This is a genomic window from Phenylobacterium sp., assembly GCF_046291545.1.
Classification (GTDB): domain Bacteria; phylum Pseudomonadota; class Alphaproteobacteria; order Caulobacterales; family Caulobacteraceae; genus Phenylobacterium.
Window position 1 is genome coordinate 25,695 of sequence record NZ_JBKBSM010000003.1, and the last position, 24,973, is coordinate 50,667.

The following is a 24,973-nucleotide window of genomic DNA, read 5'->3' on the forward strand; positions in this document are numbered from 1 at the left end:
GTCCTCCATCAGCTGAACGCAAGGGTGTTGATCTGCAGGATGGGCAAGAGGATCGACAGGACGATCAGGGCCACGACCCCGCCCATGACGATGATGATCGCCGGCTCCAAAAGGCTCAGCGCCACCGAGGTGAAGGTGTTGAACTCGCGCTCCAGGTACTCGGCCGCGCGCTCCAGCATCAGGTCGACGCGTCCGCTCGTCTCGCCGCTGGCGGCCATGTAGATCAGGAGCGGCGGAAAGACCCCTGCGCGCCGCAGCGCCGTCGACAGGCTGCCGCCCTCGCGGATGACCGCGGCCATCTCCTCGGTCGCCTGGCGCAGCACCCGGTTGCGCACGGTGGGCGCGGTGATCACCAGCCCCTCGAGGATCGGCAGGCCGCCGGCGATCATGGTCGACAGGGTGCGGGCGAGGCGCGCGGCGTGCAGGTCGCGCATCAGCTTGCCCAGCACCGGCAGGCGCAGGAGCGCGCCGTCGAAACGCAGGCGGAACGCCGGCGCCCTCAAGGCGCGGCCGAGCAGGAAGGCCCCGCCGGCCAGGCCCAGGAGCGCCAGCCAGCCGAAATCGCGCACGCCGGTGGAAATGGCGATGATCACCCGCGTCAGCAGCGGCAGGGTCGCGCCCATGCTGTCGAACTGGTCCACCACCTTGGGCACCACGAAGGTCATCAGGGCGACGATCACCACCAGGGCGGTGATCGCCAGGGCCGCGGGATAGACCACGGCGGTCAGGACCTTGCCGCGGGCCTGCTGCTCCTGCTCCAGGAGGTCGGCCAGGCGCTCCAGGATCGAGGGCAGCGAACCGGAGGCCTCGCCCGCCGCGACCATCGCCCGGTAGAGCGGCGGGAACGACGCGCCCTGGCGGGCCATGGCGGCCGACAGCCGATGGCCTTCAAGCAGCGCCCCGTGGGTCGCCAGCAGGACACGGCGCACGGCGGGCCGGTCGGCCTGCAGGGCGATGGTCCTGAGCGCCTCCTCCAGCGGCGCCACGGCGATCAGCGTGGCGAGCTGGCGCGTCACGAGGGCCAGAGCCCGCGCGTCCAGCCGCTGGCCCAGCCGCCCCAGGGCGCCCAGCCGGCTCTGGGCGGCCGGACGCGCGGGCGCCAGCTTCACCGGCGCCAGGCGGCGTTCCTGCAGCTCCTGCCTGGCCGCGCGCTCGGTCTGGGCCGAGATGACCCCCGTGCGTGTGCGCCCCTGGGCGTCGAGCGCCTGGTACTCAAACGCCGACACTGTCCGCCGTCTCCTGCCGGGTCACCCGGACCGCCTCTTCCACCGTGGTGATCCCGGCAGCCACATAGGCCCGCGCCTCCTGCGACAGGGGCGAGCCCCTGGCGAAGGCGACGGCGGCGATCTGCGCCTCGTCCGCGCTCTCGCTGATCAGGGCGCGGATCTTGTCGTCGACGCGGATCGCCTCGTAGACGCCGATACGCCCCGAGTATCCGGTGTGGCTGCAGCTGGAGCAGCCCACGGGCCGGAACAGCGGCGTTCCTTCGGGCAGACCGACGAGGGCGGCGGCGGCGTGCGAGGCCGGCTCGGGCTTGCGGCACTCCGGGCACAGCCGCCGCACCAGCCGCTGCGCCATGATCAGCCGCACGGTTGAGGCGAGCAGGAACGGCTCGATCCCCATGTCCCGCAGCCGCGTGATCGCCCCGGCGGCGTCGTTGGTGTGCACCGTCGACAGGACCAGGTGGCCGGTGAGGCTGGCCTGTACGGCGATCTGGGCGGTCTCGACGTCGCGGATCTCGCCCACCATCACCACATCCGGGTCCTGGCGCAGGATCGCACGCAGGCCGGCGGCGAAGGTCATGCCGACCTTGGTGTTGACCTGGGTCTGGCCGACGCCGGTCACCGCGTATTCGACGGGATCCTCGATGGTCAGGATGTTGCGGCTCGTGTCGTTCAGCTCGCGCAGGCCGGCGTAGAGGGTGGTGGTCTTGCCCGAGCCCGTAGGGCCGGTGACCAGGATCACGCCGTTGGGTTCGGCGAGGGCCGCGCGGAACGCCGCCAGCGTAGGCGGGCTCATGCCGAGGTCCGCCAGGCCGATCCCGGCCTGCTCCTGGTCGAGGATCCGCATGACCACCCGCTCGCCCGCCCGCGACGGCAGGGTCGAGACCCGGACGTCGAGCGAGCGCCCGCCGAGGGCCAGGGAGATGCGCCCGTCCTGCGGGATGCGCTTTTCGGCGATGTCCAGGCGCGCCATCACCTTGACCCGCGAGACGATCAGGGGCGCGAGCCGCGGCGAGAGGCTGAGCACCTCGCGCAGGACCCCGTCCACCCGCAGGCGAACGGCGAGCGCGGTCTCGAAGGGCTCGATGTGGATGTCCGAGGCGCCGGTGCGCGCCGCCTCGGCGATCAGGCCGTTGATCAGGCGGATGATCGGAGCGTCGTCCTGGGTGTCCAGCAGGTCGGCGGCGGCCGGAATGTCCTCGACCAGGCCTTCCAGCGTGCCCGGCAGGTCGAGGTCGTCGGCGCCCGGGGCGGCGAGGCCGTCGCCGGCATAGGTGTGGGACAGCCGCCGCTCGAACTCCGCCCGCGGCATACGCTCCACCTGAAGCGGACGGCCGAGGACCCGCCGCGCTTCGAGCAGGGCGAGCGGATCGGCGCCGTCGCGAAGGCCGACGTGAGCCTGCGCGCCCAGGCCCAGAAGCACGACGCCGTGCTGCTTGGCGAAGGCGTAGGCCAGTTTCGGCGCCGCCGCTCCGGAATCGGCGCCGGTCATTGCGGGCGAGCCGGCGGCGGGGGCGCCGCCGTAAGGGGCTCGGCGCCCATGTACTCGCGCACCAGCCAGTCCAGGTCGCCCACGCCGTCGCGGGCGGCGGCGGCCTGCTGGTCGCGGATGTAGCCATAGCGCGGCGCGGTGACCGCCCGGGCCCCGGCCGCGTCACGCACGATCGTCGGGCGGATGAACACCATCAGGTTGGTCTTGGCGCGCTCACGCGAGGTCGACCGGAAGAGGTTGCCGACGCCCGGGATGTCGCCCAGCAACGGCGTGCGCTCCACGGAGACCCGCTCGTTCTGGTCCAGAAGGCCGCCCAGCACGATGATGTCGCCGTCATCGACGTTCACCGTGGTCTGGATCTCGCGCTTGTTGAAGATCAGCTCGTCGGAGGACGAGGAGACCGGCCCGGCGACGCTGGAGACCTCCTGGCGCAGGTTCAGGGTGATCGTGCCGCCCTCGTTGATCTGCGGCTTGACCTCGAGCTGCACCCCCACGTTCTGGCGCTGCACGGTGCGGAAGGCGTTGGAGTTGGAGTCGCTCAGCACCTCGCCGGTGGTGATCGGCACCTCCTGGCCCACCAGGATCGAGGCCTCCTGGTTGTCGAGGGTCATGATCGAGGGCGTGGAGAGCAGGTTCGAGGCCGTGTCGCTCTTCACCGCGTTGATGATCAGTCCAAACAGAGCGTCGTCGTTCAGTTCGCCCCAGCCGCCGGTGATCAGGCCCTTGGCGCCCAGCAGCGCTTCGGCCGCGGCCGCCTGCAGCGACTGGGCGACGGTGGAGTCCTCGCCGAGCTTGTCCGTCGCCGCCGCGGCCCCCAGCAACGTCAGGAGGTTGGGCGAGGCGTTCGAGAAGTTGGTGGCGGTGAACGGCACGCTGGAGCCGTTCTGCCCGGCGATGGCGAACTGCACGCCGAGCGCCTTGGCCGCATCGTCGGAGACCTCCACGACGATCGCCTCGACGAGCACCTGCTCGCGGCGCAGGTCGAGCTGGCGGATCACCTCGGCCAGGGTCTGCTGCAGCTTGGGGTCGGCGGCGATGACGATGGCGTTGGCGCCGGGGAAGCGGGCGATGTTGGCCCGGCCCGTTCCGACCGCCACCGGCGCGGCCGCGCCGGTGGAGGCCTTTGCGGCCTCGCCCTCGCCGTCCGCCGCGGCGGCGCCGCTGGCGCTTTGCCCGACCATCTGCTGCAGGACCGGCACGAGCTGCTCGGCGCTGGCGTGCTGCAGGCGCACCACCCGCACGTCGCCGGCCGTCTCGGCCCGCTGGTCGAGGTCCCGGACCAGGGCGGCCATCGGGCGAACCGCTTCCGGATCGCCGCGCAGGATCAGGGAATTGCTGCTCTCCACGGCGACGACCGAGACCACGCCGTTGCGCGCGCCCGCGTCCTCGCCCGGCGCCTTGAGCAGTTCGTTGACCACCGAGGCCGCCTCCCGCGCCGAGGTCGAGCGCAGGCCGATCATCTCGGTGACGCTGCGATCGGCGTCGATCTGGGCCAGGAGGCTGCGCATCCGCCGCAGGTTGTCCGCATAGTCGGCGACGACCAGCAGGTTGCCGCGCCGGCTCGGCATGATCACGCCATTGCGCCCGATCAGCGGCTTGAGGGTCTCGGCCGCCGACGCCGCGTCCAGGGTGCGAAGGCGGAACACCTGGGTGGAGAAGCCAAGGCCTGCGCCGCCGCCGACGCTGGCGGCCTGCTGGGCGGCGCCCTCCTCGGGGGCGATGCGATAGGTCCCGCCGCCGGTCGGGACGGCGACGAGGCCGTTAGCCCGCAAGGTCGAGAGCATCACCTCGAACAGCTCGGTGCGCGACAGCGGCTCCTGGCTGGCGATGGTCACCTTGCCCTGCACCCGCGGGTCGATGACGAAGGTCTGGCCGGTGGCGCGGGCCACGTCCTGGATGAAGGCGCGGATGTCCGCGTCCTGCAGGTTCAGCACCTGGCCCTTGGATTGCGCCAGGACAGGCGGAGCCGGCGCGAAGCCGACGGCCGCGGCGAGGCACGCGGTGGCGATCAGTCGTTTCAACGGGGAGCGATCCGTACGCGAGTGGTGATGGTCTGGCCGCCGCGCTCGACGCGCAGATCGACCCATTCGGACTTGGCCAGCGTGTCGGGGAGGTCCTGGGCGCGCTCGGCGTTGAACCCCTCCCCGTCGATGCTGAGGATGACGTCGTTCGGTTGCAGGCCCGCGCGCGCCAGGATGTCCGCGCCGGCCGCGCCGCGCGGGGTGACCCGATAGCCCTGCTCGCGCCCGTCCTTCATCCGCGGCGACAGCGCCGCGGCGGACAGAAGCTGCTGCGCCGGGACGGCCTGGCCGGCGGCCCCGGCGGGAGGCTGTGGCGCAGCGGCGGCGCCGGCCGCGGCCGCGACGGGCGCGGCGGGCGCAAAAGTTGAGGCGAACTGGGCGAACTCGAGCCGCTGGCGCGCCCCGCCGCGGGCCAGGATCACGTGGTCGTCGGCCACTTCGCGCAGCACCAGGCCCGGCTCGACCTCCTCGCCCACGGCGAAGGAGGCCTCGCGCCCGGCCGAGGTGCGGATGATCGCCGAGCCCGAACCGGAGCCGTCCGCGCGGACCCCGAACAGGCGCAGTCCGCCGGCGTCCTGGGCGGCCGTCGCCCCGGCGGGAGGCGCCGCGCCGCCCGCGTCCGCCCGGAAGAACGGATCGAAGCGCGCCAGGATCGCCAGGTCGGCGGCGCCCTTCGCCTCAGGTGCGGGGGGCGGCGCCTGGCCGATCGGGCCGGGCGGCGCCAGGAGAATCCAGGCGATCCGGGCCGCCTGCACCGCCAGAACGATGACAAGCCCCGCCTCCAGCCCGGTGACGAGCCGCCTGACCCCTCGCGCGCCGATGTTTGGAAAACCGAGGAAATTCAACAAAACGCCCCTGCGATGCCCGATGCCCGGGCGCGCGGAGCATCTGTCACTTGGCGCAAAGTCCCGTGAAACTTCGATGACATTACAATGACGAACGCGCGCCCCGGGGACCGAAGCGCGCGTCGAACGCCTGTGGCGGCGGACGGCGTGAAGCCGTCCGCCTTCTGAAGGTTCTAGAACTTGGTCGACAGGCTCACCGAGAAGCTGCGGCCCAGGTCGTAGCGCAGGTTGTCCACCCGGCCCGAACCCAGCTGCTGGAACTCCTCGAACTCCTCGCCCAGCAGGTTGCGGGCCTTGAAGCCGAACGAGAAGTCGCGTTCCCAGGCGGTGAACTCCTTGTTGTAGGTGAAGTCCACCATCGTGCCGGGGCTCTGCTCCAGGTCAGGCTGGCCAGGACGGCCGCGGGCCGAGATGCGGTCGCTCACATAGGTGACGAGGATCGTCGCCTGCGAACGGGCTTCTGCGTCCTCGAAGCCGAACTGGAGGTTGGCCGTGTGATCCGACTGGCCCTGGAGCTTGTCGCCGTCGTCCACATAGTCGGTGGCCGGGCGCGACGCCCCGCCGCCGGCCAGGGGATAGACCACGTCGCCGGCGTCCACCTGCACCTCGGAGTTGGCGTAGGTGTAGTTGGCCTGGATCAGCCAGCGCTTGGACGCAAGCCAAGCCGCCTCGCCGATCGGCTCGAACACCTTCTTGACCTCGATCTCGGCGCCGTAGAGGCGAGCCTTGGGCGCGTTGATGTAGGTCTGCTGGACCGCCGAGCCGGACTCGTTGACCACCGACTCCACCGGCTTTTCCATGTCCTTGTAGAAGGCGCCGATGGTGAAGAACTGGCCGTTGTCGAAGTACCACTCGAAGCGGGCGTCGAAGTTGGTCAGCTCAGTGTCGACCAGGTACGGGTTGCCGATGAACAGGCGGTCGCTGTCCGGGTCCAGGTACTGCTGAGGCGCCAGTTCGCGGAACTGAGGGCGGGCCAGCGTCTTGGAGGCGCCGACGCGAAGCTGCATGTCCTCGGCGAAGTTCCAGGTCACCGTGGCGGCCGGCAGCCAGTAGGCGTTCTCCAGCGGCGCCGGGGCGGCCGGGTTGGCCCCGCCGAACAGGTCCAGCGGCTGCACGCTCTGGGTCGCGTCCTCGTAGCGCACGCCGACCGCCGCACGCACCAGCGGGATCACCTCGGCGTCCACCTGGACGTAGGCGGCGTTCACCTCGAGGTTGCCGGCGTAGGCCGCCGCGCCTTCGGCCCCGGTCGTCTCACGGATCACCAGCCGGTCGGGGCCGATGTTGTAGTCCGACAGGAGGTAGTCCGGCCGCTCGCCCTGGACCTCGACGGGCAGCGCCGAGTTCAGGGCCAGGAAGCGGAACTCGCGGGATTCGGCGTGGCGGTCGTTGTCCGTCCGCGCCACCCCCGCGCTGAACACGGCCTCGCGGGCTTCCGACAGCGGCAGGGTGTACTTCACGTCCACGCCGCCCGACAGGACCTTGTCCTCCACCTCGCTGAAGCGGGTGTAGTTCTGCTCCTGCGAGGCGTTGTGCAGGTAGACCCCGTTCACCAGACGGTAGCGGATGCCCTTCTCGTAGGGCGCATCGCGCGTGCTCTTGGCGTAGGCGGCCCGCCAGTCGACTTCAAGCTGGCCGAACTCGTGCTTGCCGGTCAGCTGGCTGTTCAGCAGCGAACGCTCGAACCACTCGGTGTAGTCGTCGCGCACGCTGGCGCCGGCGGCTTCGTCGTTGCCGGCGCGGCTGCGGGCCTTCTTGGTGGTGTTGTGGACGTAGAGGGTGGTCCACTTGAGCTGGTTCTGGCCCCAGTCGAGGCCCGCGCCCAAGAGCCCGTTCAGCGTCACGTCGTTCTGGGTCGAGGTGAAGTCGTAGTCGGTGCGGACCTCGATGTCCGAGCCCTGGACCAGGCCCTCCTGCTGCACGCCCTCGCGGGTGCGCCAGCTGTTGTCGAAGCCGACCACGGCGATGTAGCCCAGCGAGCCCCAGCCGAGGTCGTAGGAGTCCCCGCCGCTGACGTCGATCGAGTAGTCGACGTCGATCTTGTCTTCCTTCTGCAGCAGGTTCAGCGGCGCGTTCACGAACGAGCGGCCGATGAGCTGCAGCTCATAGTCGCTGAAGTTGGCTTCGTTGATGCGCTGCTTGTTGGCGAACGCCTGGCGCACGAGGCCCGGCACCTTGCGGGTGCCGTCGTCGTAGCCGGTCCAGTCGGTGTCCGACCCGTAGTAGACCAGGCCGGATTGCAGGGTGGTCTCGGTGTTGCCGCCGATGCTGGCGCCGACCGACAGGAAGCGCTGCACGGGGATGGCGACCGTCTGCAGGTCGATCACGCCGCCGCCGAACTCGCCGGGATAGCTGGCCGAATAGGTCTTCTGCACGACCGTGCCGGCCAGGATGTTGGACGGGAACAGGTCGAGCGGCACCACGCGCTGCAGCGGCTCGGGGCTGGGCAGCGGCGATCCGTTCAGCAGGGCCGAGGAATAGCGCTCGCCCAGGCCGCGGACGTAGACGAAGCGGCCGCTCACGAGGCTGACGGCGGAGACGCGGGTCAGCGCCACCGCGGCGGTGGCGTCGCCGGAGCGTTGCAGATCCTCGGCGGTCAGCACGGTGGCGACCTCGGAGGTCTCGCGCATGACGTCGGGGATGAAGCGGCCCAGGACGACCAGTTCGTCCACTTCGCCCTCCGCCGGCGCGTCCTGCGCGAAGGCGGCCTGCGGCGCGATCAGGGCGGAGGTGGCGAGCAGGGCGGCGGCCAACGAGAGGTGAAGTCTTTTCATGATCGATGCCTTGTGTGTGTCAGCGGCGAAGGGATCCGGCGGCCCCTCGCAGGGGCCGCCGGATGGCCGATCAGCAGGACGAGCCGGAGGCGAGGCCGCAGGTCCAACCCTGCCACCAGGTGTCGCTCGAGTTCCGCACGGCGCCGATGTAGGTCACCTGGGTGAGGGCCGAGGAGTAGGTGGAGATGTTGGCCACCGGCGTGACCGCGGTCTCGTTGGCGCCGTTGATGAAGGTGCTCGTCAGGGTCGACGTGCCGTTGGCGGTGTTGTTGGAGCCGGCGTTGAAGATCGCCGCCGCCGCCGCCGCGTTGACGCTGCTGTCGTCGGTGAAGGCCGTCGGGCACGAGAGGTAGACCGACTGGAAGGTGGCCTTGCTGGTGGCGTCGTCGATGTCGACGCAGGTCCCCGCCGCGCGGTTCTTGGTGGTGATGACGCCGTTCAGCAGGATGTCGTTGGTGCCGGTGTTGGCCAGCACGCCGACGCCGCCGGCGCCGCGCATCACGAAGGTGAAGTTGGCGAACTTCGGATTGGACAGGGCCTTGGCGCTGGCGTCCGAGGACTCGATGCCGCGGTCGCCGCCGTTGTCGCGCTGCACCAGGATGATGAACTGCAGGGCGCCCTTGAAGCCGACGTCGGTGTCGAGGTTGTCGTCGTCGTTGCCGGTCAGGACGATGTGCTTGCCGTTGACCGTGCCGCCGAAGAACTCGATGCCGTCGTCGGAGCTGTTGTGCACCTGCACGTAGTCCAGGGTCGTGCCGGAGCCGACGCCTGCCATGGTGATGCCGTTCAGCTCGTTGTTCGGCAGGATCTGGAAGCCCGAGTGCTGGACGCGGACGTAGCGCAGGACGCCCGAATTGTCGGTGGCCGAGTCACCGCCGTAGAAGGCGTTGGTGCCTTCGACCTGGGCTTCGCAGGTGGCCGAGCCGGGGGTCACCGTGCCAGGGCAGTTGGCGATCGGCGCGCGGCCCAGGATCACCAGGCCGCCCCATTGGCCGATCGAGTCGACGCCGGTCGTGCCTTCGATGCTCTGCTTGCTGGTGAAGACGATCGGCTGGGCGGCCGTGCCGTCGGCGAAGATCTGCGAGCCGCGGTTGACGACGATGTAGTCCAGGCCCGAGGAGCCGAAGATCCGGACGCCCGGATCGATGGTCAGCACCCCCTTGGCCGCGCCGGCCTTCGGCGAGGCCGAGGCGCCGCCCTGGTCGGCGCCGACATCCACCCGGCCGCTGACCGAGTAGACCGTGCCCGAGCGCAGCGGGACCGTCAGCGACCCGGTGATCGAGGACGGCAGCTGGCAGTTGCGCAGGGTTCCGTTGGCCACGGTGCCGACGTTGGTGAAGCCGGTGGGGCAGTCGCTGGCCGCGCCGGACCCGCCGCTGGAGCCGCCGCCGGAGCCGCCGCTGGCGGGGGGCGTCGCGCCGAAGCTGCCCTCGCCGGGCGAGGCGACGTCGCTGCCGCCGCCGCCGCAAGCCGCAAGGGTGAGCGCGCTGAGCGACGTGATCAGGATGGTTCTGAAGTTCGTGAGGCCGGTCATCGTTCTCTCCACCGTGGCTCTTCGATGGCGCACGCGAGACCCGGCTCAGCTCCCAGTCCTTGCTGTAGCCCCGGCCGCCCGCCTGCCCCGGCTGGCCTTCTAGGCGCCCCAGGTGACAACTGGTCGAATGTTTTGCGACAGGATTGTTGCGGCCGGCCAACGCGATTGGTACTAGGCGGGGCGCACAAGCGAGGCACTTGTCGGGACGCACAAGAGGCGTAACCTGTAAAATGGGTTATTTAATCTTTGTACGGACGATTTTTATGCTTCATCCGCCGAGGCGTCGCCTGAGCGACCGCCTCCGACATCTGGCCCCTTGCGCGAATTAAATCGGAAATGGCCATGGTCCTGCGACTGACGACCGAACAAAACGACCTCCTGTCTGAAATGGCGCGCGAGGGCCTTGTGCGCCTTGCCCTGGGCGACACCACCGATGCGGCGGCCCGCCGCCGGACGGCGGCCGAGGGGCTTCGCGAGGCCGGGCTCCTGCGCCGGGCGGACACCATCGAAGACGGCGTGCGGCGGCGCGACTACGTGCTGACGGGCGCCGGCATCGTGGCGCTGCGCCGTCGCGGACATCGCCTGGGCGTCTGGACCGAGGCCTGAGGGCGCATCCGCCGCCGCTTCGGCGGCGACAAGGCGTCACAATGTCGGCGGGTGTGGCATTTTGGGCGCCATCGCCCTTGCAGCCCTCCCGCCGCTGGCCCCGGTGGAACAGGCCGCGGCGCGGCGGATTTCCCCTTGATCGGAAGTCGATCGGGAGAATCGCCATGACATCCATCGCCAAGACGGGCCTGCTGGGCGCAGCCGCCCTCGCGCTAGCGGCGTGCGGAACCACCATGACCGAACGGGCCGCGACCGGCGGCCTCGCCGGCGCCGCGGTCGGCGCGGCCGTGGACAGTTCGGTCACCGGCGCCCTGGTGGGCGGGGCGGCCGGCGCGGCCCTGGGCGCGGCCACCACGCCTCAGACCGACAACGTGAACCGGCGCCAGTACTACGACGAGCAGGCGCGGCGGTACTACTTCTACGACCCCGCCACGCGCCGCTACTACTGGGAAGACGGCAGCCCCCGCTACTGACCGCCAAGGGCGCCCGCGGGCGCCCGGCCGGCGGCGGCCCGGAACCGGCGGCCCGCCCTGCCGTTGGCCTAGCACGCCAACCGCAGGGCCCCGGTCCCGGGGCGCCGCGCAGCCAATGGAGGAAACATGAGCTGGGAACTGTTCTTCGCCGTAGGAGCCCTGATCCTCGGCGTCGTCATCGCCTATGCGGTGATGCGCAACCGCTCGCGCAATCGCGCCAACGACGCCCTTACCGAAGAAGCCACCCGTGAGCAGTACGCCCACCCGGAAAGCTACGGGAAGACCCACGATCGCATCGAGGAACGCCTGCGCCCGCAGCGCTAGGCCCCAACCGGCGGCTCCGGGAAAACTGATTGTGAACTTGCGGGTTTCGGCCCGCCCGAACCCTATCGCGGCTGATCCGTATCCCCGGCGAACGGCGAACGTCGTTCTTTCACTACAGGGGAGATACAGATGCGCACCTCATCGATCGCCTGCCTCGCGGCGGGAGCCGGCCTTGCCGCATCCGCCGCAGCCGCCCAGGTCAGCGACCCGCTCGTACGGCGCGGACAACTCAGCGCCCCGCCCGGGGAGTTTTACCTGAACAGCCAGGACGCGCGGGAGATCATCCACTACTCGAGTCCAAGGGACGTGCGGCTTTGCCTGCCGCGCCGGACGGACGCCAGCGCGCCGCCCGCCAAGGACGTGCCGCTGAAGATCACCTGGGACGACGCAACCGCGGTGCTGGCGCCAGGCAACTGCCTCTTCTTCGACGCCAGCCGGGTCAGCGTCAGTCCGGCGGCGCCGCTCCCGTCGGGCGTCTCGCTCCACGGGTCGGTCGAAACCGCCCAGGCCCTGCGCTGACCATGAGGGGGAAGCGCGACATGACCTTGTCGGTCACCTGGACCGCGGCGGCAGCGGCGGCCGCGGCCCTGTCCGCCTGCGCCGGCGGCGCCCCTCGCCCGATGGCGTCGGGCGCGCCGCATCAGTGCTTCTACGCCCAGAACATCAACGGCTTCGCCGCCGTCGACGAGCGCGCCGTGAACATCCGGGTCGGCGTGAACGACTACTATCGCCTCGACCTGCTGGGCCCGTGCCCGGACATCGACTGGGCGACCGAAGTGGTGATCCAGTCCCGCGGGACGAGTTGGATCTGCTCGGGCCTGGACGCCATGGTCATCGCCCCGTCCGCGATCGGGCCGACGCGCTGCCCGGTGCGCACCATCACGAAGCTGACGCCGCCCCAGGTCGCCGCCCTGCCCGCCGCCCAGAAGCCCTGACCGGCGGCGACTCCTCCCGCCGGCGAAACCGACCGCCTCCGGCGGCCCCTCGCCGCCTCGCCCTGAACGCCCCCGCCGCCACCGCTTCGGTGGAACCGCTGGGCGCCTTAATTGTTGTCCGCGCGCATAGGCCAGAACGGGAGAGCACGATGCCGGCGAAGTCGAAGTCCCAGCAGAAGGCGGCGGGGGCCGCGCTCTCGGCCAAGCGCGGCGACACCAAGGTTGGCGACCTGCAGGGCGCCTCCAAGTCGATGTACAAGTCGATGAGCGAGTCCGAGCTTGAGGACATGGCCTCGACCAAGCGCAAGGGCAAACCCGAACACGTCTCCAAGGACTGATCCGTGGCGACCACGCTCAGCGCCGACGAGGCCCGATCCGCCCGCGCCGACGCCGCCGGCCACGGCCGTCCCGCGCCTGTCTCCACCATGCGTGCGGCCGTCCTGACCGGCCCTGGACAGATGCGCATCGAGGAGGTTCCCGTTCCCGAGCCCGGTCGCGGCCAGGCCAGAATCCGCGTCCAGGGATGCGGGGTCTGCGCCTCCAACCTGGAACCTTGGGCCGGCCCGGACTGGATGACGTTCCCCACCGCGCCCGGGCAACTCGGTCACGAGGCCTGGGGCGTGGTGGACGCCCTGGGCCCCGAGGTCTCCGGGCTTGAGGTCGGCGATCGGGTGGCCGCGGTGTCGCACCACGCCTTCGCCGAGTTCGACGTGGCCGAGGCGAGCGCGCTCGTCCGGCTGCCGCCGGACCTGCCGGCCGGCCCGGTTCCAGGCGAGCCGCTTGGCTGCGCCTTGAACGTTTTCGCCCGCAGCGACGTCCAGCCCGGCCAGACCGTCGCCATCGTCGGCCTGGGGTTCATCGGCGCCCTGCTGACCTCCCTGTGCAAGCACAAGGGGGCGCGGGTCATCGCCGTCTCCCGCCGCGGATACGCCCTGGAGGTCGGACGACGAAACGGCGCGGACGAGACGCTCGAGTCCGACGATCCCCACGCCGTCGTCGCGCGGGTGGGCGAGCTGACGAACGGCCGGCTCTGCGAGCGGGTGATCGAGGCGGCCGGAAAGCAGGCCACCCTGGACCTCGCCGCCCAGCTCACCGGCGAACGGGGCCGCCTGATCATCGCCGGATACCACCAGGACGGCCCGCGCCAGGTCGACATGCAGATGTGGAACTGGCGGGGCTTCGACGTCGTCAACGCCCATGAGCGCGATCAGGCGGCCTATGTGGAGGGCGTCAGGCGGGCGATTGAGGCCTGGCGGCAGGGGATCATCGATCCCGGCCCGCTGATCACCCACCAGTATCCGCTGGATCAGCTCGGCGCGGCCCTGGACGCCACCCGCGACCGTCCCGACGGGTTCCTGAAGGCGGTGGTGACGCCGTGAGCGGCGGCGTGCGGCCGGCCCGCGTCGGCTTCGTGGGCGTCGGATGGATCGGCCGCAACCGCATGGCCGCGATGCTGGAGACCGGCGCGGTCCAGCCCATCGGCGTGGTCGAGCCGGCGGAGGAGAGCGCCCGGGAGGCGATGGCGCTGGCGCCCAAGGCGCGGCGGCTCGCCAGCCTGGAGGAGCTGCTGGACCTTCGCCCCGAGGGGGTGGTGATCGCCACGCCGAGCGCCCTGCACGCGGCGCAGGCGGTGGCCGCGCTGGAGGCCGGCGCCGCCGTCTTCTGCCAGAAGCCCCTCGGCCGCACCCAGCACGAGGCGGCGCAGGTGGTCGGCGCGGCGCGCAGGGCCGACCGCCTGCTGCAGGTGGACCTCTCCTACCGCCGCACGGCGGCCATGCAGGCGATCAGCCGGGCGGTTCGCGAGGGCCAGCTTGGGCGCGTGTTCGCGGTCGACCTGACGTTCCACAACGCCTACGGCCCCGACAAGGCGTGGTTCTACGACCCCGTCCTGGCTGGCGGCGGCTGCCTGATGGACCTGGGCGTGCACCTGGTGGACCTGGCGCTGTGGGTGCTGGGCTATCCGCAGGTCGTCGAGGCGAGCGGCGCCCTGGCGCGCGGCGGGGCGGCCTGGCGCGGCCCGGACGACGGGGTGGAGGACTTTGCGACGGCGAGCCTGCGCCTGGCCGGCGGCTGCATTGTCCGCGTCACGACGTCCTGGCGGCTGCACGCGGGCCAGGACGCCGAGATCTCGGCCGCCTTCTACGGCGAGAACGGCGGGATGCGCATGCGCAACCTGAACGGCTCGTTCTACGATTTCGTCGCCGAACGCCTCTTGGGATGCAGAACCGAGACCCTGGTCTCGCCGCCGGACGCCTGGGGCGGCCGGGCCGCCGCGGCCTGGGCGCGCCGGCTGGCGACGGCCCCGGGCTTCGACCCCGAGGCCGAAGACCTGGTCGCCCTGGCCGCGGGCCTCGACGCGATCTACAGCGCCGCGACCGCCTCGGCCGGGCGGCTCACGCCCGTGGCGGCGGCGTAGCGGCGGACCATCTGGGCGCAGAAATCGGCGAACTCAGCCGGCTCCTGCGGCGGGCTGGTGTGATGCGGCTCGATCCCGCGGTGCTCGGGGGTGAAGCAGAACGTGAGCGTCACGTCGAACTCGGCGAGCGCCTCCATCTGCCGGTCGAACCAGTCCAGCGCGCCGGGACGGAAGACGTCCGCCCAGGACAGCCCCGTGCGCAGCTTGCGAACCCCCAGGCTCCGCAGCCATGCGACCGCGTCGTCGAGGCGATGGTCTTCGAAGTGGAACCACTGGCAGACGCCGAGGTCGTGGGCGTGCTCGGCGAAGGCGGCCAGCGCCTGCTTGGGCGTCCCGTCCTCGCGCAGGAGGCCCATGTGGAAGTGCCGATAGTAGGAGGAGCCTTCCGCCTCCTTGTGCCGGGTCGTCGCCTCCCAGGCGCTGGGCAGGTCATAGAGGCTGTACCAGTGGATGCGCGGCGTGCGCCCGGCGAGCAGTTCGACGGTCCGCCGCAGCCCCCAGGCCTGCACCTCCTCGGCGCCGAAGCTGGAGACGCCCGCCTCGGTGACCCATACCGGCTTGTCGGTCAGAGCCTGAATCTCCGCCAGCCGGGCCGGCCACTCGTCGATCCGCCACAGGTTCCAGTCCAGGGGAAAGCCGTGCACGGCGAGCACGTCGACGTGCTCCATCACGCCTCTCGCCTCGAGCGCCCTCAGGAAATGCGGATCGATGGGCGAAACGCCCCCCAGCACCCGCGGCAGTTCGGGCGCCTCGGCGGCGATCGCCTGGCCGGCCAGGCAGGTCATCTGCGAGAAAATCGCCCAGTCCGGATCGAGCACCGGGTCCCAATGCGACTTGTTGTTCGGTTCGTTCCAGATCTTCACCGCTTCCAGCATCGGCTCCCCCTCGCCTAGCGGCCGGCCGCGGGACGCGCGGGGTGGACCGCGCCCCCGGGAGAGGCGCCCGCGGAGCGACGGCAGAGGTAGACCTCCGGCTCCGGGCGCTCGACGATCTCGAAGCCGGCGCTGCGCAGCATGGCCGCGCTGCAGGCCGCGTTCGGCGCCCACCAGTTGCTGGGATCGCCGGCGTAGCGATGCTCGATGAAGTGCATCTTCGGGTAGCCCGGGGCGGCGAAGTGGTCCTGCTCGAAGAAATCGTAGTCTTCGGCGACCGGCGCCTCCTCCTCCGAGCCCCTCTGCATGGTCTGGAAGATCATCAGGTCGCCGACCACGTGTTCGCCCACCAGGTCGAGGGCCAGCAGCGGGTGGCGCAGGTGATAGAGGACGCCCATGAACAGCACCAGGTCGAAGCGCTCGCCCAGCTCGGCCACGTCATACACGGACATCTCGCGCAGCTCGATCTCCAGCCCGGTCACTTCCGAGGCGAGCTGCGCCTGGGCGAGATAGCGGGGATCGGAATCCACCCCAAGGACACGCGCCGCCCCGCGCCGCTTCATCTCCAGGGCGTAGAACCCGGCGTTGCACCCCAGATCGAGCACCGTCCTGCCGTCCAGTCGCTCGGGCACCACATGCTGGAAGCGCCGCCATTTCACGTTCGGATAGTCGTGGAGGAAGTGGTCGGGCGCGGTCTGCACGCCGTTCAGGTCCAGGTTGTGGAACCAGCGGCCGAGCGCCTGGGCCCGGTCGCGGATCTCCGAAGCGGTCAGATCGGACATGCAAAGGCTCCGTTCACGCACAACACCCGCCTGCCCCAGTCCCCCACGCTGATGACGCAGATCGAGCCGGGCGGCAGGTCCAGCCGCTCATGGGCGTCTCCCGAAAGGCCCAGGGCCAGGGCGACGGCGGCCTTGATGGTCTCGGCATGGGAAACCGCAGCCACGTGCTGGCCCGGATGGCGACGGGCGAGCCGGCCCATCCAGACGTCGAGGCGGGCGCGGACCTGGGCGAGGCTCTCGCCGCCCGGCGGGCGTTCGGCCTCGCGCGCGGCGTTCCACCGGCCCCAGCGGGGATCGTGGGCCAGTTCGTCGAACTTCTGCCCGGTCCAGTCGCCATAGTCGATCTCGTCGAGGGCGGGCTCGACGTCGGCGGACAGCCGCAGCCGCTCGGCGATGATCGAGGCGGTTTCCCGCGCCCTTTCCCGCGGGCTGGAATAGAGCGCCTGGATCTGGCGTCCGTGCAGGCGCGCGGCCAGGTCCGCCGCCTGGGCCCTGCCGGCGTCGTTGAGATGGACGCCGGACATGCGCCCGCACAGGACGTCGTGCACGCGCCCGTGCACGGCATGGCGCAACAGCCAGAGCGTCGCCGTCATGAGAGGACGGGGCCGGGCTCCTGCACGGCGCCGGAATGCGTTCGGATGAAGCTGAGGGTGAGGTTGCGGGCCTCGTGGTCGGTGTACTGCTCGGGCGGCGATTTCATGAAGTAGGCGCTGGGACCGAGCAGCGCCCCGCCGACCCCGCGGTCCAGCGCGAGCTTTGCGCATCGCACCGCATCGACCACGACGCCGGCGGAGTTGGGGCTGTCCCAGACCTCCAGCTTCAGTTCGATGGTCAGGGGCGCGCCGCCGAAGGCCACGCCCTCGACCCGAACGTGGGCCCACTTGCGATCGCTCAGCCAGGGCACGAAGTCGCTGGGCCCGATGTGGACGGAGTCGCTCGGCAGCGGCGCGCCGAGCTGGCTGGTGACCGCGCGGGTCTTGGAGATCTTCTTGGAGGTCAGCCGCTCGCGCTCCAGCATGTTCTTGAAATCGGCGTTGCCGCCAAAGTTGAGCTGATAGGTGCGCTCGACCCGCACGCCGCGTTCGCGGAACAGGTTGACGAGCTCGCGGTGCAGGATGGTGGCGCCGACCTGGCTCTTGATGTCGTCGCCGACGATGGGCAGGCCCCGCTCGGCGAAGCGTCGCGCCCACCTGGGCTCGGAGGCCAGGAACACCGGCATGCAGTTCACATAGGCGCAGCCCGCTTCCAGGGCGCACTCGGCGTAGAACTCGCTGGCCGCCTGGGAGCCGACCGGCAGGTAGGAGATCACGACCTCCGCGCCCGATCGGCGCAGGGCCGACGCCACGTCGGCGACGGGGGCGCCGGACTCCACGAGCTCCTCGGCCATGTAGCGGCCGATCCCGTCCAGCGTCGGCCCCCTCAGCACCGGTACGCCGAGCCGCGGGACCTCGCAGAAGCGCAGGGTGTTGTTGGGCTCGGCCAGGATCGCCTCGGCCACGTCGCGGCCCACCTTGGCGGCGCTGACGTCGAAGGCGCAGACCACCTCCATGTCCGCCAGCCGGTAGCCGCCGATCTCCTCGTGCATGAGGCCCGGCGGGCGCTCGCCGTCCTGCCCATAGCGCACCAGCCCCTGCAAGAAGGCCGAAGCGCAGTTCCCCATTCCAACGATGGCGATACGGATCCGTCGGCGTGACATCGCAATCCCGCTTTCCTGCGGCCGGCGGATCGCCGGCGCTGGACGGAAAGTCCGGTCGGCCAGGTTTGTTCCCAGGGAGGGTTACTTTATCGGCGAACACATGAGAGCAACAAAAGCTAAGCTCGCGCCAGCAAAGCTTGCGCCTTTTGTTAATATCCGGGCTTATGCATATATTTTAATTACCGGCGGTCGGAACTGGCTTCCTCATCATCTGTTTAGTTCGCCGCAGGCTGGATCGCTGCGGCCGCTTCTACTGAAGCCAAGCTCAAGCGTATTCAACTATCGCTCAAGAAAACAGCTGCTTACGGGCCGCCCCCGGCGTGTTCCGTGTTGAGGAACGCATGTCCCGAACCGTCCTGATCACCGGCGGCGCAGGCTTCATCGGCCGTCACCTCGTCGATGCGCTGCTGGATCGCGGCGACAACGTCCGCATTCTCGACGCCCTCATCAGCCAGGTGCATCCCACGCGGCGGCCGCCGCAGGGGCTGGCCGACAAGGCAGAACTGATCGTCGGCGACGTGCGCGACGCCGAGATGGTGCGACGCGCGCTGGACGGCGTCGACCACGTCGTCCACCTCGCCGCCGAGGTCGGCGTGGGTCAGAGCATGTATGCGGTGGACCGCTACACCTCGGTCAACGACTACGGCACGGCGGTGCTGTTCCAGGCCCTGATCGACCAGCCGGTGAAGCGGGTCGTCGTCGCCTCCTCCATGAGCATCTATGGCGAGGGCCTCTATCGCACCGTCGACGGCGAGCTCGTCGAGGACGTCGTGCGCAACCGCCGCCCCGGCGACGCCTCCTGGGATCCCCTCGACCGGGAGGGGCGGCCGATGCAGCCGCAGCCCACGCCCGAGACCAAGGCCAACGCCCTGCGCTCCATCTATGCGCTGGGCAAGTTCGTCCAGGAGCGGATGACGCTCACCCTCACCCGCCAATACGGGATGGAGGGCGTGGCCCTGCGGCTGTGGAACGCCTACGGCCCCGGCCAGGCGCTCTCCAACCCCTATACCGGCGTGCTGGCGATCTTCGCCTCGCGCATCGCCAACGGCCGCTCGCCCGAGGTGTTCGAGGACGGGCAGCAGAAACGCGACTTCGTGCACGTCCATGACGTGGCGCGGGCCTTCGCCCTGGCCCTGGAGAGCCCCGACGCGGACGGCGAGGTGTTCAACATCGGCAGCGGAAGGACCCGCACCATCGAAGAGGTGGCGCAAGTGCTCGCCACCGCGATGGGCCGCCCCGAGCTGCAGCCGACCATCACCGGCAAGGCCCGCGCCGGCGACATCCGCCACTGCATTCCGGACCTGACCAAGGCCCGGGACGTGCTGGGATTTAAGGCCACGACGCCGTTCGAGGACAGCCTGCGCGAACTGGCGGAATGGGTGGCCAGCCAGCAGGCCCACGACCGCGCCGCCGAGGCCCGCCGCGAACTGGAAAGCCGGGGGCTCGTCGCATGAGAGACGGTCCGATCCTGGTGACGGGGGGCGCGGGCTTCATCGGCAGCAACCTCGTCGATCGCCTGGCCGGCGACGGCCGGGACGTGGTGGTGCTCGACAGCCTCACACGGCCCGGGGTCGAGGCCAACCTGGCCTGGCTGGAGCGGAGGCACGGCCGGCGCGTACGCCGCCTGCGGGCCGACATCCGCGACGAAGGCCTCGTGGCCGCCGCCGTCGGCGACGCAGGCGCGGTGTTCCACTTCGCCGCACAGGTGGCGGTGACCGCCAGCCTGACGGACCCGCGCCACGACGGCGAAGTCAACATCACCGGCAGCCTCAACGTCCTGGAGGCGGCGCGGCGGCGGTCCGAGCCGCCGCCGGTGATCTTCGCCAGCACCAACAAGGTCTACGGCGCGCTGGACGACCTCGCCGTCGCCTGCGACGGGCGCCGCTACGGACCCGTCGATCCCGCCGTTCGCGAGGTCGGCGTGTCCGAGGCCCGGCGGCTGGACTTCCACACGCCCTACGGCTGCTCCAAGGGCGCGGCCGACCAGTACGTCCTGGACTACTGGCGCAGCTTCGGGGTGCCGACCTGCGTCATGCGCATGAGCTGCATCTACGGGCCACGTCAGATGGGCACCGAGGACCAGGGCTGGGTCGCCCATTTCCTGATCCGCGCCCTGCAGGGCCGGGGCGTAAAGATCTTCGGCGACGGGCGGCAGGTGCGCGACATCCTGCACGTGCGCGACGCGGTGGAGGCCTATCTGCGCGCCCTGTCCTGCATCGACAAGGTGAGCGGCCGGGCCTTCAACCTCGGCGGCGGCGTGGACAACGCGGTCACCCTGCTGGACGTCATCGCGAGCATCGACGAGATCGTCGGACGGCGCACGCAGGTGAGCTTCCACCCCTGGCGGCAGGGCGACCAGCGCTACTACGTATCCGACGTGCGGCGCGTGTCGCAGGCGCTCGATCTGCCCGCGCCGCTGGACTGGCGCGAGGGACTGCGCGATCTCGCCAGCTGGCTGACCGCCGAGTCCCCCGTACTCGCGCAAGCGACCGCCGGGGCGGCGGAATGAGCGCCCCCAAGCGGCCCCGTCCAGCGCCGGTCGGCCAGGCGCGGCGCGTGCTGATCACCACGGACGCGGTCGGCGGCGTGTGGACCTATAGCCTGGACCTGGCGCGCGGCCTCGCCGCCCGCGGCGCCGAGGTCAAGCTCATGCAGTTCGGGCCGCATCCCAGCGCCGCGCAGAGGGCGGCGGCCCGGCGCATCCCGGGGCTTGAGCTGCTGGAGACGGACCTGCCCCTCGACTGGACCGCGGCCGACGAGCCGGCGCTCGCGGCCGCCGCGGCGGGGCTGGCGCAGGCGGCCGAGCGCCTCGACGTCGACCTGATCCACCTGAACGGCCCGCCCCTCGCCGCGCGCCCGCTTGGCCGGCCGGTCGTCGGGGTCTGCCACTCCTGCCTGGCGACGTGGTGGGCGGCCGTACGGACCGGGGACTTCCCCGAAGAATTCCAGTGGCGGGCGCGCGCCTATTGGCGGGGCCTGCTGAACTGCGACGCTCTGGCCGCGCCCAGCGCCGCGTTCGCCGAGGCCATCGCGCGTGCCTACGACGTGCCCGCGCCCCGGGTGATCCACAACGGGCGGGCGCGCTTTTCGGCCGAGCCTTCCGCCGATGCGCCGGCCGTCTTCACCGCCGGGCGGCTCTGGGACCCGGGCAAGGACGCGGCCACCTTCGACGCCGCGGCCGCGGCGCTCGAACGTCTCGATTTCGCCGCGGCCGGACCGCTCGCCGGTCCCTCGGGCGAGGGCGTCGAGCTCACGGCCTGCCGTTGGGCGGGCAACCTCGCCCAGGACGAGGTCCTCGCCCGCCTCGCCAACCGCCCGGTGTTCGTCTCCACCGCGCTCTACGAACCCTTCGGCCTGGCAGTGCTGGAAGCTGCGCAGGCCGGCTGTCCCCTGGTCCTGGCCGACATCCCGACGTTTCGCGAGCTGTGGGGCGACTGCGCGGTCTTCTTTGCGCCCCGTGACGCGCGCGACCTGTCGGCGAAGGTGGCGGCCGTGGCCGCCGACCCGGCCCTCGCCCGCCGCCTCGGCGAGGCCGCGCGGGCGCGCGCCGCCAGCTTCACCCTCGAGGCCATGGTCGAGGGCGTGCTCGGCCTCTACGGGGAGCTCGGCTGCGGCCTGACGGGCGAGCTTCGGCTGGAGGCCGCCGAATGAGAATCGCCTACCTCACCCATTCCCTCGCCTCCTGCTGGAACCACGGCAACGCCCACTTCATCCGCGGCCTGGCCCGCGCCCTGACTGCGGAGGGTCACGATGTCCTGATCCTGGAGCCGCGGGACGCCTGGAGCCGGGTGAACCTGGTCGCCAATCACGGCGAGAGCGCCCTCGACGAGTTCCGGCGCGTCTATCCCGACCTGAAGTCGACCACCTACGAAACCCCCGAGGCGGCCCTGGCCGCCGCCTCCGGCGCCGAGCTCGTGATCGTGCACGAATGGACCGATCCCGGCGTCGTCGCCGCGTTCAACCGGGCGCGGAGCCGGGGCGGAGCCTTCCGCCTGCTGTTCCACGACACGCACCACCGAGCGGTCAGCGAGCCGAAGGCGATGCGGGCCTACGACCTCGACGCCTTCGACGGCGTGCTGGCCTTCGGCGAGTCCCTGGCCGAGGTCTACCGCGGCTGGGGCTGGGGCCGTCAGGTTCACGTCTGGCATGAGGCCGCCGACGTCACCGTGTTCCGGCCCCTCCCCTCCGACACGCCTCGCGAGGGGCTGGTGTGGGTCGGCAACTGGGGCGACGGCGAGCGGACGCAGGAACTGAAGGACTATCTGCTGCAGCCGGCCCAGGCGGCCGGCCTGCCGCTCGAGGTCCACGGCGTGCGCTATCCGGGAGAGGCCCGCCGCCTGCTGCAGGGCTTCGGCGCCCGCTACGGCGGCTGGCTGGCGAACGCCCGGGCGCCCGCGGTCTACGCCGCGCACCTGGCGACGGTGCACGTGCCGCGACGCTTCTATGTGGAACGCCTGCCCGGCATCCCCACCATCCGGGTGTTCGAGGCCTTAGCCTGCGGAATCCCCCTCGCCAGCGCGCCGTGGCGCGACGAGGAAGGGCTGTTCGCCCCGGGGGAAGACTTCCTGGTCGCCCGCACGCCGCAGGAGATGACGGCGCGGCTGCGCGAGCTGAAGTCGGACGAGGGCCTGCGCCGGGCGCTGAGCGAAAGCGGCCTGGGCCGCATCCGCAGCCGCCACACCTGCGCCCATCGGGCGGCCGAGCTCATGGCCATCGTCGACGACCTGAACCTTCAACCCCTTCGTACGGGAGCCGCGCTCGCATGAAGATCGCGTTCTACGGGTCCAGCCTGCTGTCCGCCTACTGGAACGGCGCGGCCACCTACTACCGCGGCCTGTTGAAGGCGCTGGCCGCGCGGGGGCACGCGATAACCTTCTACGAGCCCGACGCGTTCGACCGCCAGAAGCACCGCGACATCGACCCGCCCGACTGGGCCGAGGTCGTCGTCTACCCGGCGGATGAAGACTCCGCCCGCCGCGTCGCCGCCCAGGCCGCCGACGCCGACGTCGTGGTCAAGGCCAGCGGGGTGGGCGTGTTCGACGATCTGCTCCTGGACAGGGTCATGGCCGCCGCCCGCCCCGGGGCGCTGAAGATCTTCTGGGACGTCGACGCCCCGGCGACCCTTGCGGAGATGCGCAACGCCCCGGACCACCCGGTGCGCCGGGCCCTGCCCCAGCTCGATCTGGTCCTCACCTACGGCGGCGGCGCGCCGGTGACGGAGGCCTACAAGGCGCTGGGCGCGCTGCACTGCGCCCCGATCTACAACGCCATGGACCCGGACACCCACTTTCCGGCGCCGCCGGCGCCAAAGTACCGGGCCGACCTGAACTTCCTCGCCAACCGCCTGCCGGACCGCGAGCAACGGGTGGACGCCTTCTTCTTCGAGGCCGCACGACGCGCGCCGGCACGCCGGTTCCTGCTGGGCGGATCGGGCTGGGAGGACAAGGCGACGCCGCCGAACGTGGCCAAGCTCGGTCATGTGGGCGCCGGCGAGCACAACGCATTCAACTGCTCGCCCCTCGCCGTGCTCAACGTCGCGCGGGACTCCATGGCCGAAGTCGGCTTCTCCCCCGCCACGCGCGTGTTCGAGGCCGCGGCGGCCGGCGCCTGCCTGATCACCGACGACTGGGTGGGCCTGGAGATGTTCCTGGAGCCGAACCTGGAGGTGCTGGTCGCCCGCGACGGGCGAGAGGTCGCCGAGATCCTAGAATCCCTCACGCCCGCGCGGGCCGAGGCGATCGGGGCGGCCGCCCGCCGCCGGGTCCTGTCCGGGCACACCTACGCCCAGCGCGCCGCCGAGGTGGACCGCCTGCTGCTCGAAGCCCGCGTCGACGCGGGCGTCTCGTCAACCGTCTGAGGCGCGCATGAGACTTGTCGTCCTAGGCCTGTCGCTCTCCTCGTCCTGGGGAAACGGCCACGCCACCACCTACCGCAGCCTGCTGGCGGCCCTGGAACGGCGCGGCCACGAGGTGCTGTTCCTCGAACGGGACATGCCCTGGTACGCGGCCCATCGTGATCCGGACCCCGGCGTATGCCGGCTGAAGTTCTACGGCGGCGTCGCCGAACTGCAGGCCGAATGGGCCGAAGCGATCCGCCAGGCCGACGCCGTGCTGGTCGGCTCCTACGTGCCGGACGGACGGCTCGTCATCGACTGGGTGCTGACCACCGCCACGGGGCCGGTCGCCTTCTACGACATCGATACGCCGATCACCCTGAGCGCACTGGCCGAAGGGACGTGCGAGTACCTCAGCGTCGACCAGGTGGCCCGGTTCGACGCCTATTTCTCCTTCAGCGGCGGACGCAGCCTCGAGGTGCTTCACGACCGCTACGGCGCGCGCCGGGTGAGCGCGCTCTATTGCGCCGTGGACCCCAGGGCGCACCGGCCGCTCGAGGCCGAACGGCGATGGGACCTGTCCTACCTGGGCACCTACAGTCCGGACCGCCAGCCGCCGCTGGAGCAACTGCTGCTGGAGCCGGCCCGCCGGGCGCCCGACCTGAAGTTCTGCGTGGCCGGGCCGAGCTATCCCATCGACATCGCCTGGCCGGCCAACGTCGAGCGGATCGATCACGTGGGTCCGGCGGACCACCCGGCCTTCTACGCCGCCAGCCGCTTCACCCTGAACGTCACGCGCAAGGACATGATCGCGGCCGGCCACAGCCCCAGCGTGCGGCTGTTCGAGGCGGCGGCCTGCGCCTGTCCGGTGATCAGCGACCGCTGGCGCGGGATCGGGGAGATCTTCGAGCCCGGCAGGGAGATCCTGCTCGCCTCTTCCCCCGGCGAGGTCCTGGAGGTCCTGCGCGGCGCGGACGCCGCCGCGCGCGACGCGCTCGCCGAGGCGGGCCGCCGCCGCGTGATGCGGGAACACACCGCCGACCACCGCGCCGCGCTCGTCGAGAGACAGCTGTGGGGCGAGGCCCGGCCGCGCGAGGCCCGCGCGGCGCTGAACGTCTGAGATGGCCGCATAGAGGCCGGAGGAGACCCG

At 71.1% G+C, this 24,973-nt stretch carries 24 protein-coding genes; 14 read left to right on the forward strand and 10 right to left on the reverse strand.

Features of this window, described 5'->3' with window-relative positions; translation table 11 throughout:
- Positions 1 to 8: 8 nt before the first annotated feature.
- From gspF to ACK4YQ_RS09635, 6 genes are all read right to left on the reverse strand, one after another.
- Positions 9 to 1,226 carry a type II secretion system inner membrane protein GspF gene (gene gspF / locus ACK4YQ_RS09610; RefSeq protein ID WP_409610755.1) on the reverse strand — a complete coding sequence of 406 codons (1,218 nt, stop codon included), beginning with the start codon at positions 1,224 to 1,226 and terminating at the stop codon, positions 9 to 11.
- Positions 1,213 to 2,715 carry a type II secretion system ATPase GspE gene (gene gspE / locus ACK4YQ_RS09615; RefSeq protein WP_409610757.1) on the reverse strand — a complete coding sequence of 501 codons (1,503 nt, stop codon included), beginning with the start codon at positions 2,713 to 2,715 and terminating at the stop codon, positions 1,213 to 1,215. The genes gspF and gspE overlap by 14 nt, the downstream gene beginning before the upstream one ends.
- The gene (gene gspD / locus ACK4YQ_RS09620) at positions 2,712 to 4,736 is read right to left on the reverse strand and encodes a type II secretion system secretin GspD (protein ID WP_409610759.1); all 2,025 of its coding nucleotides are present in this window, start codon (positions 4,734 to 4,736) and stop codon (positions 2,712 to 2,714) included. Before gspD ends, gspE begins: the two co-directional genes overlap by 4 nt.
- The gene (locus ACK4YQ_RS09625; protein ID WP_409610761.1) at positions 4,733 to 5,581 is read right to left on the reverse strand and encodes a type II secretion system protein N; all 849 of its coding nucleotides are present in this window, start codon (positions 5,579 to 5,581) and stop codon (positions 4,733 to 4,735) included. Before ACK4YQ_RS09625 ends, gspD begins: the two co-directional genes overlap by 4 nt.
- Before the next feature lie 173 nt (positions 5,582 to 5,754).
- The gene (locus tag ACK4YQ_RS09630; protein ID WP_409610763.1) at positions 5,755 to 8,352 is read right to left on the reverse strand and encodes a TonB-dependent receptor domain-containing protein; all 2,598 of its coding nucleotides are present in this window, start codon (positions 8,350 to 8,352) and stop codon (positions 5,755 to 5,757) included.
- A gap of 70 nt (positions 8,353 to 8,422) precedes the next feature.
- Entirely contained in the window at positions 8,423 to 9,886 is a 1,464-nt protein-coding gene (locus ACK4YQ_RS09635; protein WP_409610765.1) for a hypothetical protein, read from the reverse strand.
- A gap of 342 nt (positions 9,887 to 10,228) precedes the next feature.
- Between ACK4YQ_RS09635 and ACK4YQ_RS09640 the strand changes: the two genes are divergently transcribed.
- The 8 genes from ACK4YQ_RS09640 (at position 10,229) to ACK4YQ_RS09675 (ending at position 14,640) form a co-directional block, all read left to right on the forward strand.
- On the forward strand, positions 10,229 to 10,492 hold the full coding sequence (locus ACK4YQ_RS09640; RefSeq protein ID WP_409610767.1) for a hypothetical protein: 264 nt from the start codon (positions 10,229 to 10,231) through the stop codon (positions 10,490 to 10,492).
- Between the two features lie 164 nt (positions 10,493 to 10,656).
- On the forward strand, positions 10,657 to 10,965 hold the full coding sequence (locus ACK4YQ_RS09645; protein ID WP_409610769.1) for a hypothetical protein: 309 nt from the start codon (positions 10,657 to 10,659) through the stop codon (positions 10,963 to 10,965).
- Positions 10,966 to 11,091: 126 nt separating this feature from the next.
- Entirely contained in the window at positions 11,092 to 11,289 is a 198-nt protein-coding gene (locus tag ACK4YQ_RS09650) for a hypothetical protein (protein ID WP_409610771.1), read from the forward strand.
- A gap of 129 nt (positions 11,290 to 11,418) precedes the next feature.
- Positions 11,419 to 11,808 (forward strand): hypothetical protein, encoded by a 390-nt coding sequence (locus ACK4YQ_RS09655; RefSeq protein WP_409610773.1) that lies wholly within the window; start codon positions 11,419 to 11,421, stop codon positions 11,806 to 11,808.
- Between the two features lie 20 nt (positions 11,809 to 11,828).
- Positions 11,829 to 12,224 carry a DUF6491 family protein gene (locus ACK4YQ_RS09660; protein WP_409610775.1) on the forward strand — a complete coding sequence of 132 codons (396 nt, stop codon included), beginning with the start codon at positions 11,829 to 11,831 and terminating at the stop codon, positions 12,222 to 12,224.
- Positions 12,225 to 12,373: 149 nt separating this feature from the next.
- Positions 12,374 to 12,562, forward strand: coding sequence for a DUF3008 family protein (locus ACK4YQ_RS09665; protein ID WP_409610777.1), 189 nt, complete (start codon positions 12,374 to 12,376; stop codon positions 12,560 to 12,562).
- A gap of 3 nt (positions 12,563 to 12,565) precedes the next feature.
- Complete coding sequence (locus ACK4YQ_RS09670) at positions 12,566 to 13,603, forward strand: MDR/zinc-dependent alcohol dehydrogenase-like family protein (protein ID WP_409610779.1); 1,038 nt, start codon at positions 12,566 to 12,568, stop codon at positions 13,601 to 13,603.
- Positions 13,600 to 14,640, forward strand: a complete 1,041-nt coding sequence (locus tag ACK4YQ_RS09675; protein ID WP_409610781.1) for a Gfo/Idh/MocA family protein — start codon at positions 13,600 to 13,602, stop codon at positions 14,638 to 14,640. The genes ACK4YQ_RS09670 and ACK4YQ_RS09675 overlap by 4 nt, the downstream gene beginning before the upstream one ends.
- Here ACK4YQ_RS09675 and ACK4YQ_RS09680 read toward each other — a convergent pair.
- Genes ACK4YQ_RS09680 through ACK4YQ_RS09695 form a run of 4 tightly spaced genes read right to left on the reverse strand, consistent with a single transcriptional unit; the run spans position 14,586 to position 17,990 of the window.
- A complete protein-coding gene (locus ACK4YQ_RS09680; protein WP_409610783.1) occupies positions 14,586 to 15,515 on the reverse strand; it encodes a beta-xylosidase in 930 nt (309 codons plus the stop codon). The genes ACK4YQ_RS09675 and ACK4YQ_RS09680 overlap by 55 nt on opposite strands.
- Positions 15,516 to 15,529: 14 nt before the next feature.
- Entirely contained in the window at positions 15,530 to 16,294 is a 765-nt protein-coding gene (locus ACK4YQ_RS09685) for a TIGR04290 family methyltransferase (RefSeq protein WP_409610785.1), read from the reverse strand.
- Positions 16,282 to 16,887 carry a histidine phosphatase family protein gene (locus ACK4YQ_RS09690; protein WP_409610787.1) on the reverse strand — a complete coding sequence of 202 codons (606 nt, stop codon included), beginning with the start codon at positions 16,885 to 16,887 and terminating at the stop codon, positions 16,282 to 16,284. The genes ACK4YQ_RS09685 and ACK4YQ_RS09690 overlap by 13 nt, the downstream gene beginning before the upstream one ends.
- A complete protein-coding gene (locus tag ACK4YQ_RS09695) occupies positions 16,884 to 17,990 on the reverse strand; it encodes an inositol-3-phosphate synthase (protein WP_409610789.1) in 1,107 nt (368 codons plus the stop codon). Before ACK4YQ_RS09695 ends, ACK4YQ_RS09690 begins: the two co-directional genes overlap by 4 nt.
- 341 nt (positions 17,991 to 18,331) lie before the next feature.
- On the opposite strand from ACK4YQ_RS09695, the gene ACK4YQ_RS09700 reads away from it, so the two are divergent.
- Genes ACK4YQ_RS09700 through ACK4YQ_RS09725 form a run of 6 tightly spaced genes read left to right on the forward strand, consistent with a single transcriptional unit; the run spans position 18,332 to position 24,943 of the window.
- Positions 18,332 to 19,444 carry an NAD-dependent epimerase/dehydratase family protein gene (locus ACK4YQ_RS09700; protein ID WP_409610791.1) on the forward strand — a complete coding sequence of 371 codons (1,113 nt, stop codon included), beginning with the start codon at positions 18,332 to 18,334 and terminating at the stop codon, positions 19,442 to 19,444.
- Complete coding sequence (locus ACK4YQ_RS09705) at positions 19,441 to 20,499, forward strand: NAD-dependent epimerase/dehydratase family protein (protein ID WP_409610793.1); 1,059 nt, start codon at positions 19,441 to 19,443, stop codon at positions 20,497 to 20,499. The genes ACK4YQ_RS09700 and ACK4YQ_RS09705 overlap by 4 nt, the downstream gene beginning before the upstream one ends.
- Positions 20,496 to 21,641: a glycosyltransferase family 4 protein gene (locus tag ACK4YQ_RS09710; RefSeq protein ID WP_409610795.1), complete on the forward strand. Its 1,146-nt coding sequence runs from the start codon at positions 20,496 to 20,498 to the stop codon at positions 21,639 to 21,641. The genes ACK4YQ_RS09705 and ACK4YQ_RS09710 overlap by 4 nt, the downstream gene beginning before the upstream one ends.
- A complete protein-coding gene (locus ACK4YQ_RS09715; RefSeq protein ID WP_409610797.1) occupies positions 21,638 to 22,756 on the forward strand; it encodes a glycosyltransferase in 1,119 nt (372 codons plus the stop codon). The genes ACK4YQ_RS09710 and ACK4YQ_RS09715 overlap by 4 nt, the downstream gene beginning before the upstream one ends.
- A complete protein-coding gene (locus ACK4YQ_RS09720) occupies positions 22,753 to 23,847 on the forward strand; it encodes a glycosyltransferase (protein ID WP_409610799.1) in 1,095 nt (364 codons plus the stop codon). The genes ACK4YQ_RS09715 and ACK4YQ_RS09720 overlap by 4 nt, the downstream gene beginning before the upstream one ends.
- Before the next feature lie 7 nt (positions 23,848 to 23,854).
- Complete coding sequence (locus tag ACK4YQ_RS09725; RefSeq protein WP_409610801.1) at positions 23,855 to 24,943, forward strand: glycosyltransferase; 1,089 nt, start codon at positions 23,855 to 23,857, stop codon at positions 24,941 to 24,943.
- Positions 24,944 to 24,973 lie beyond the last annotated feature (30 nt).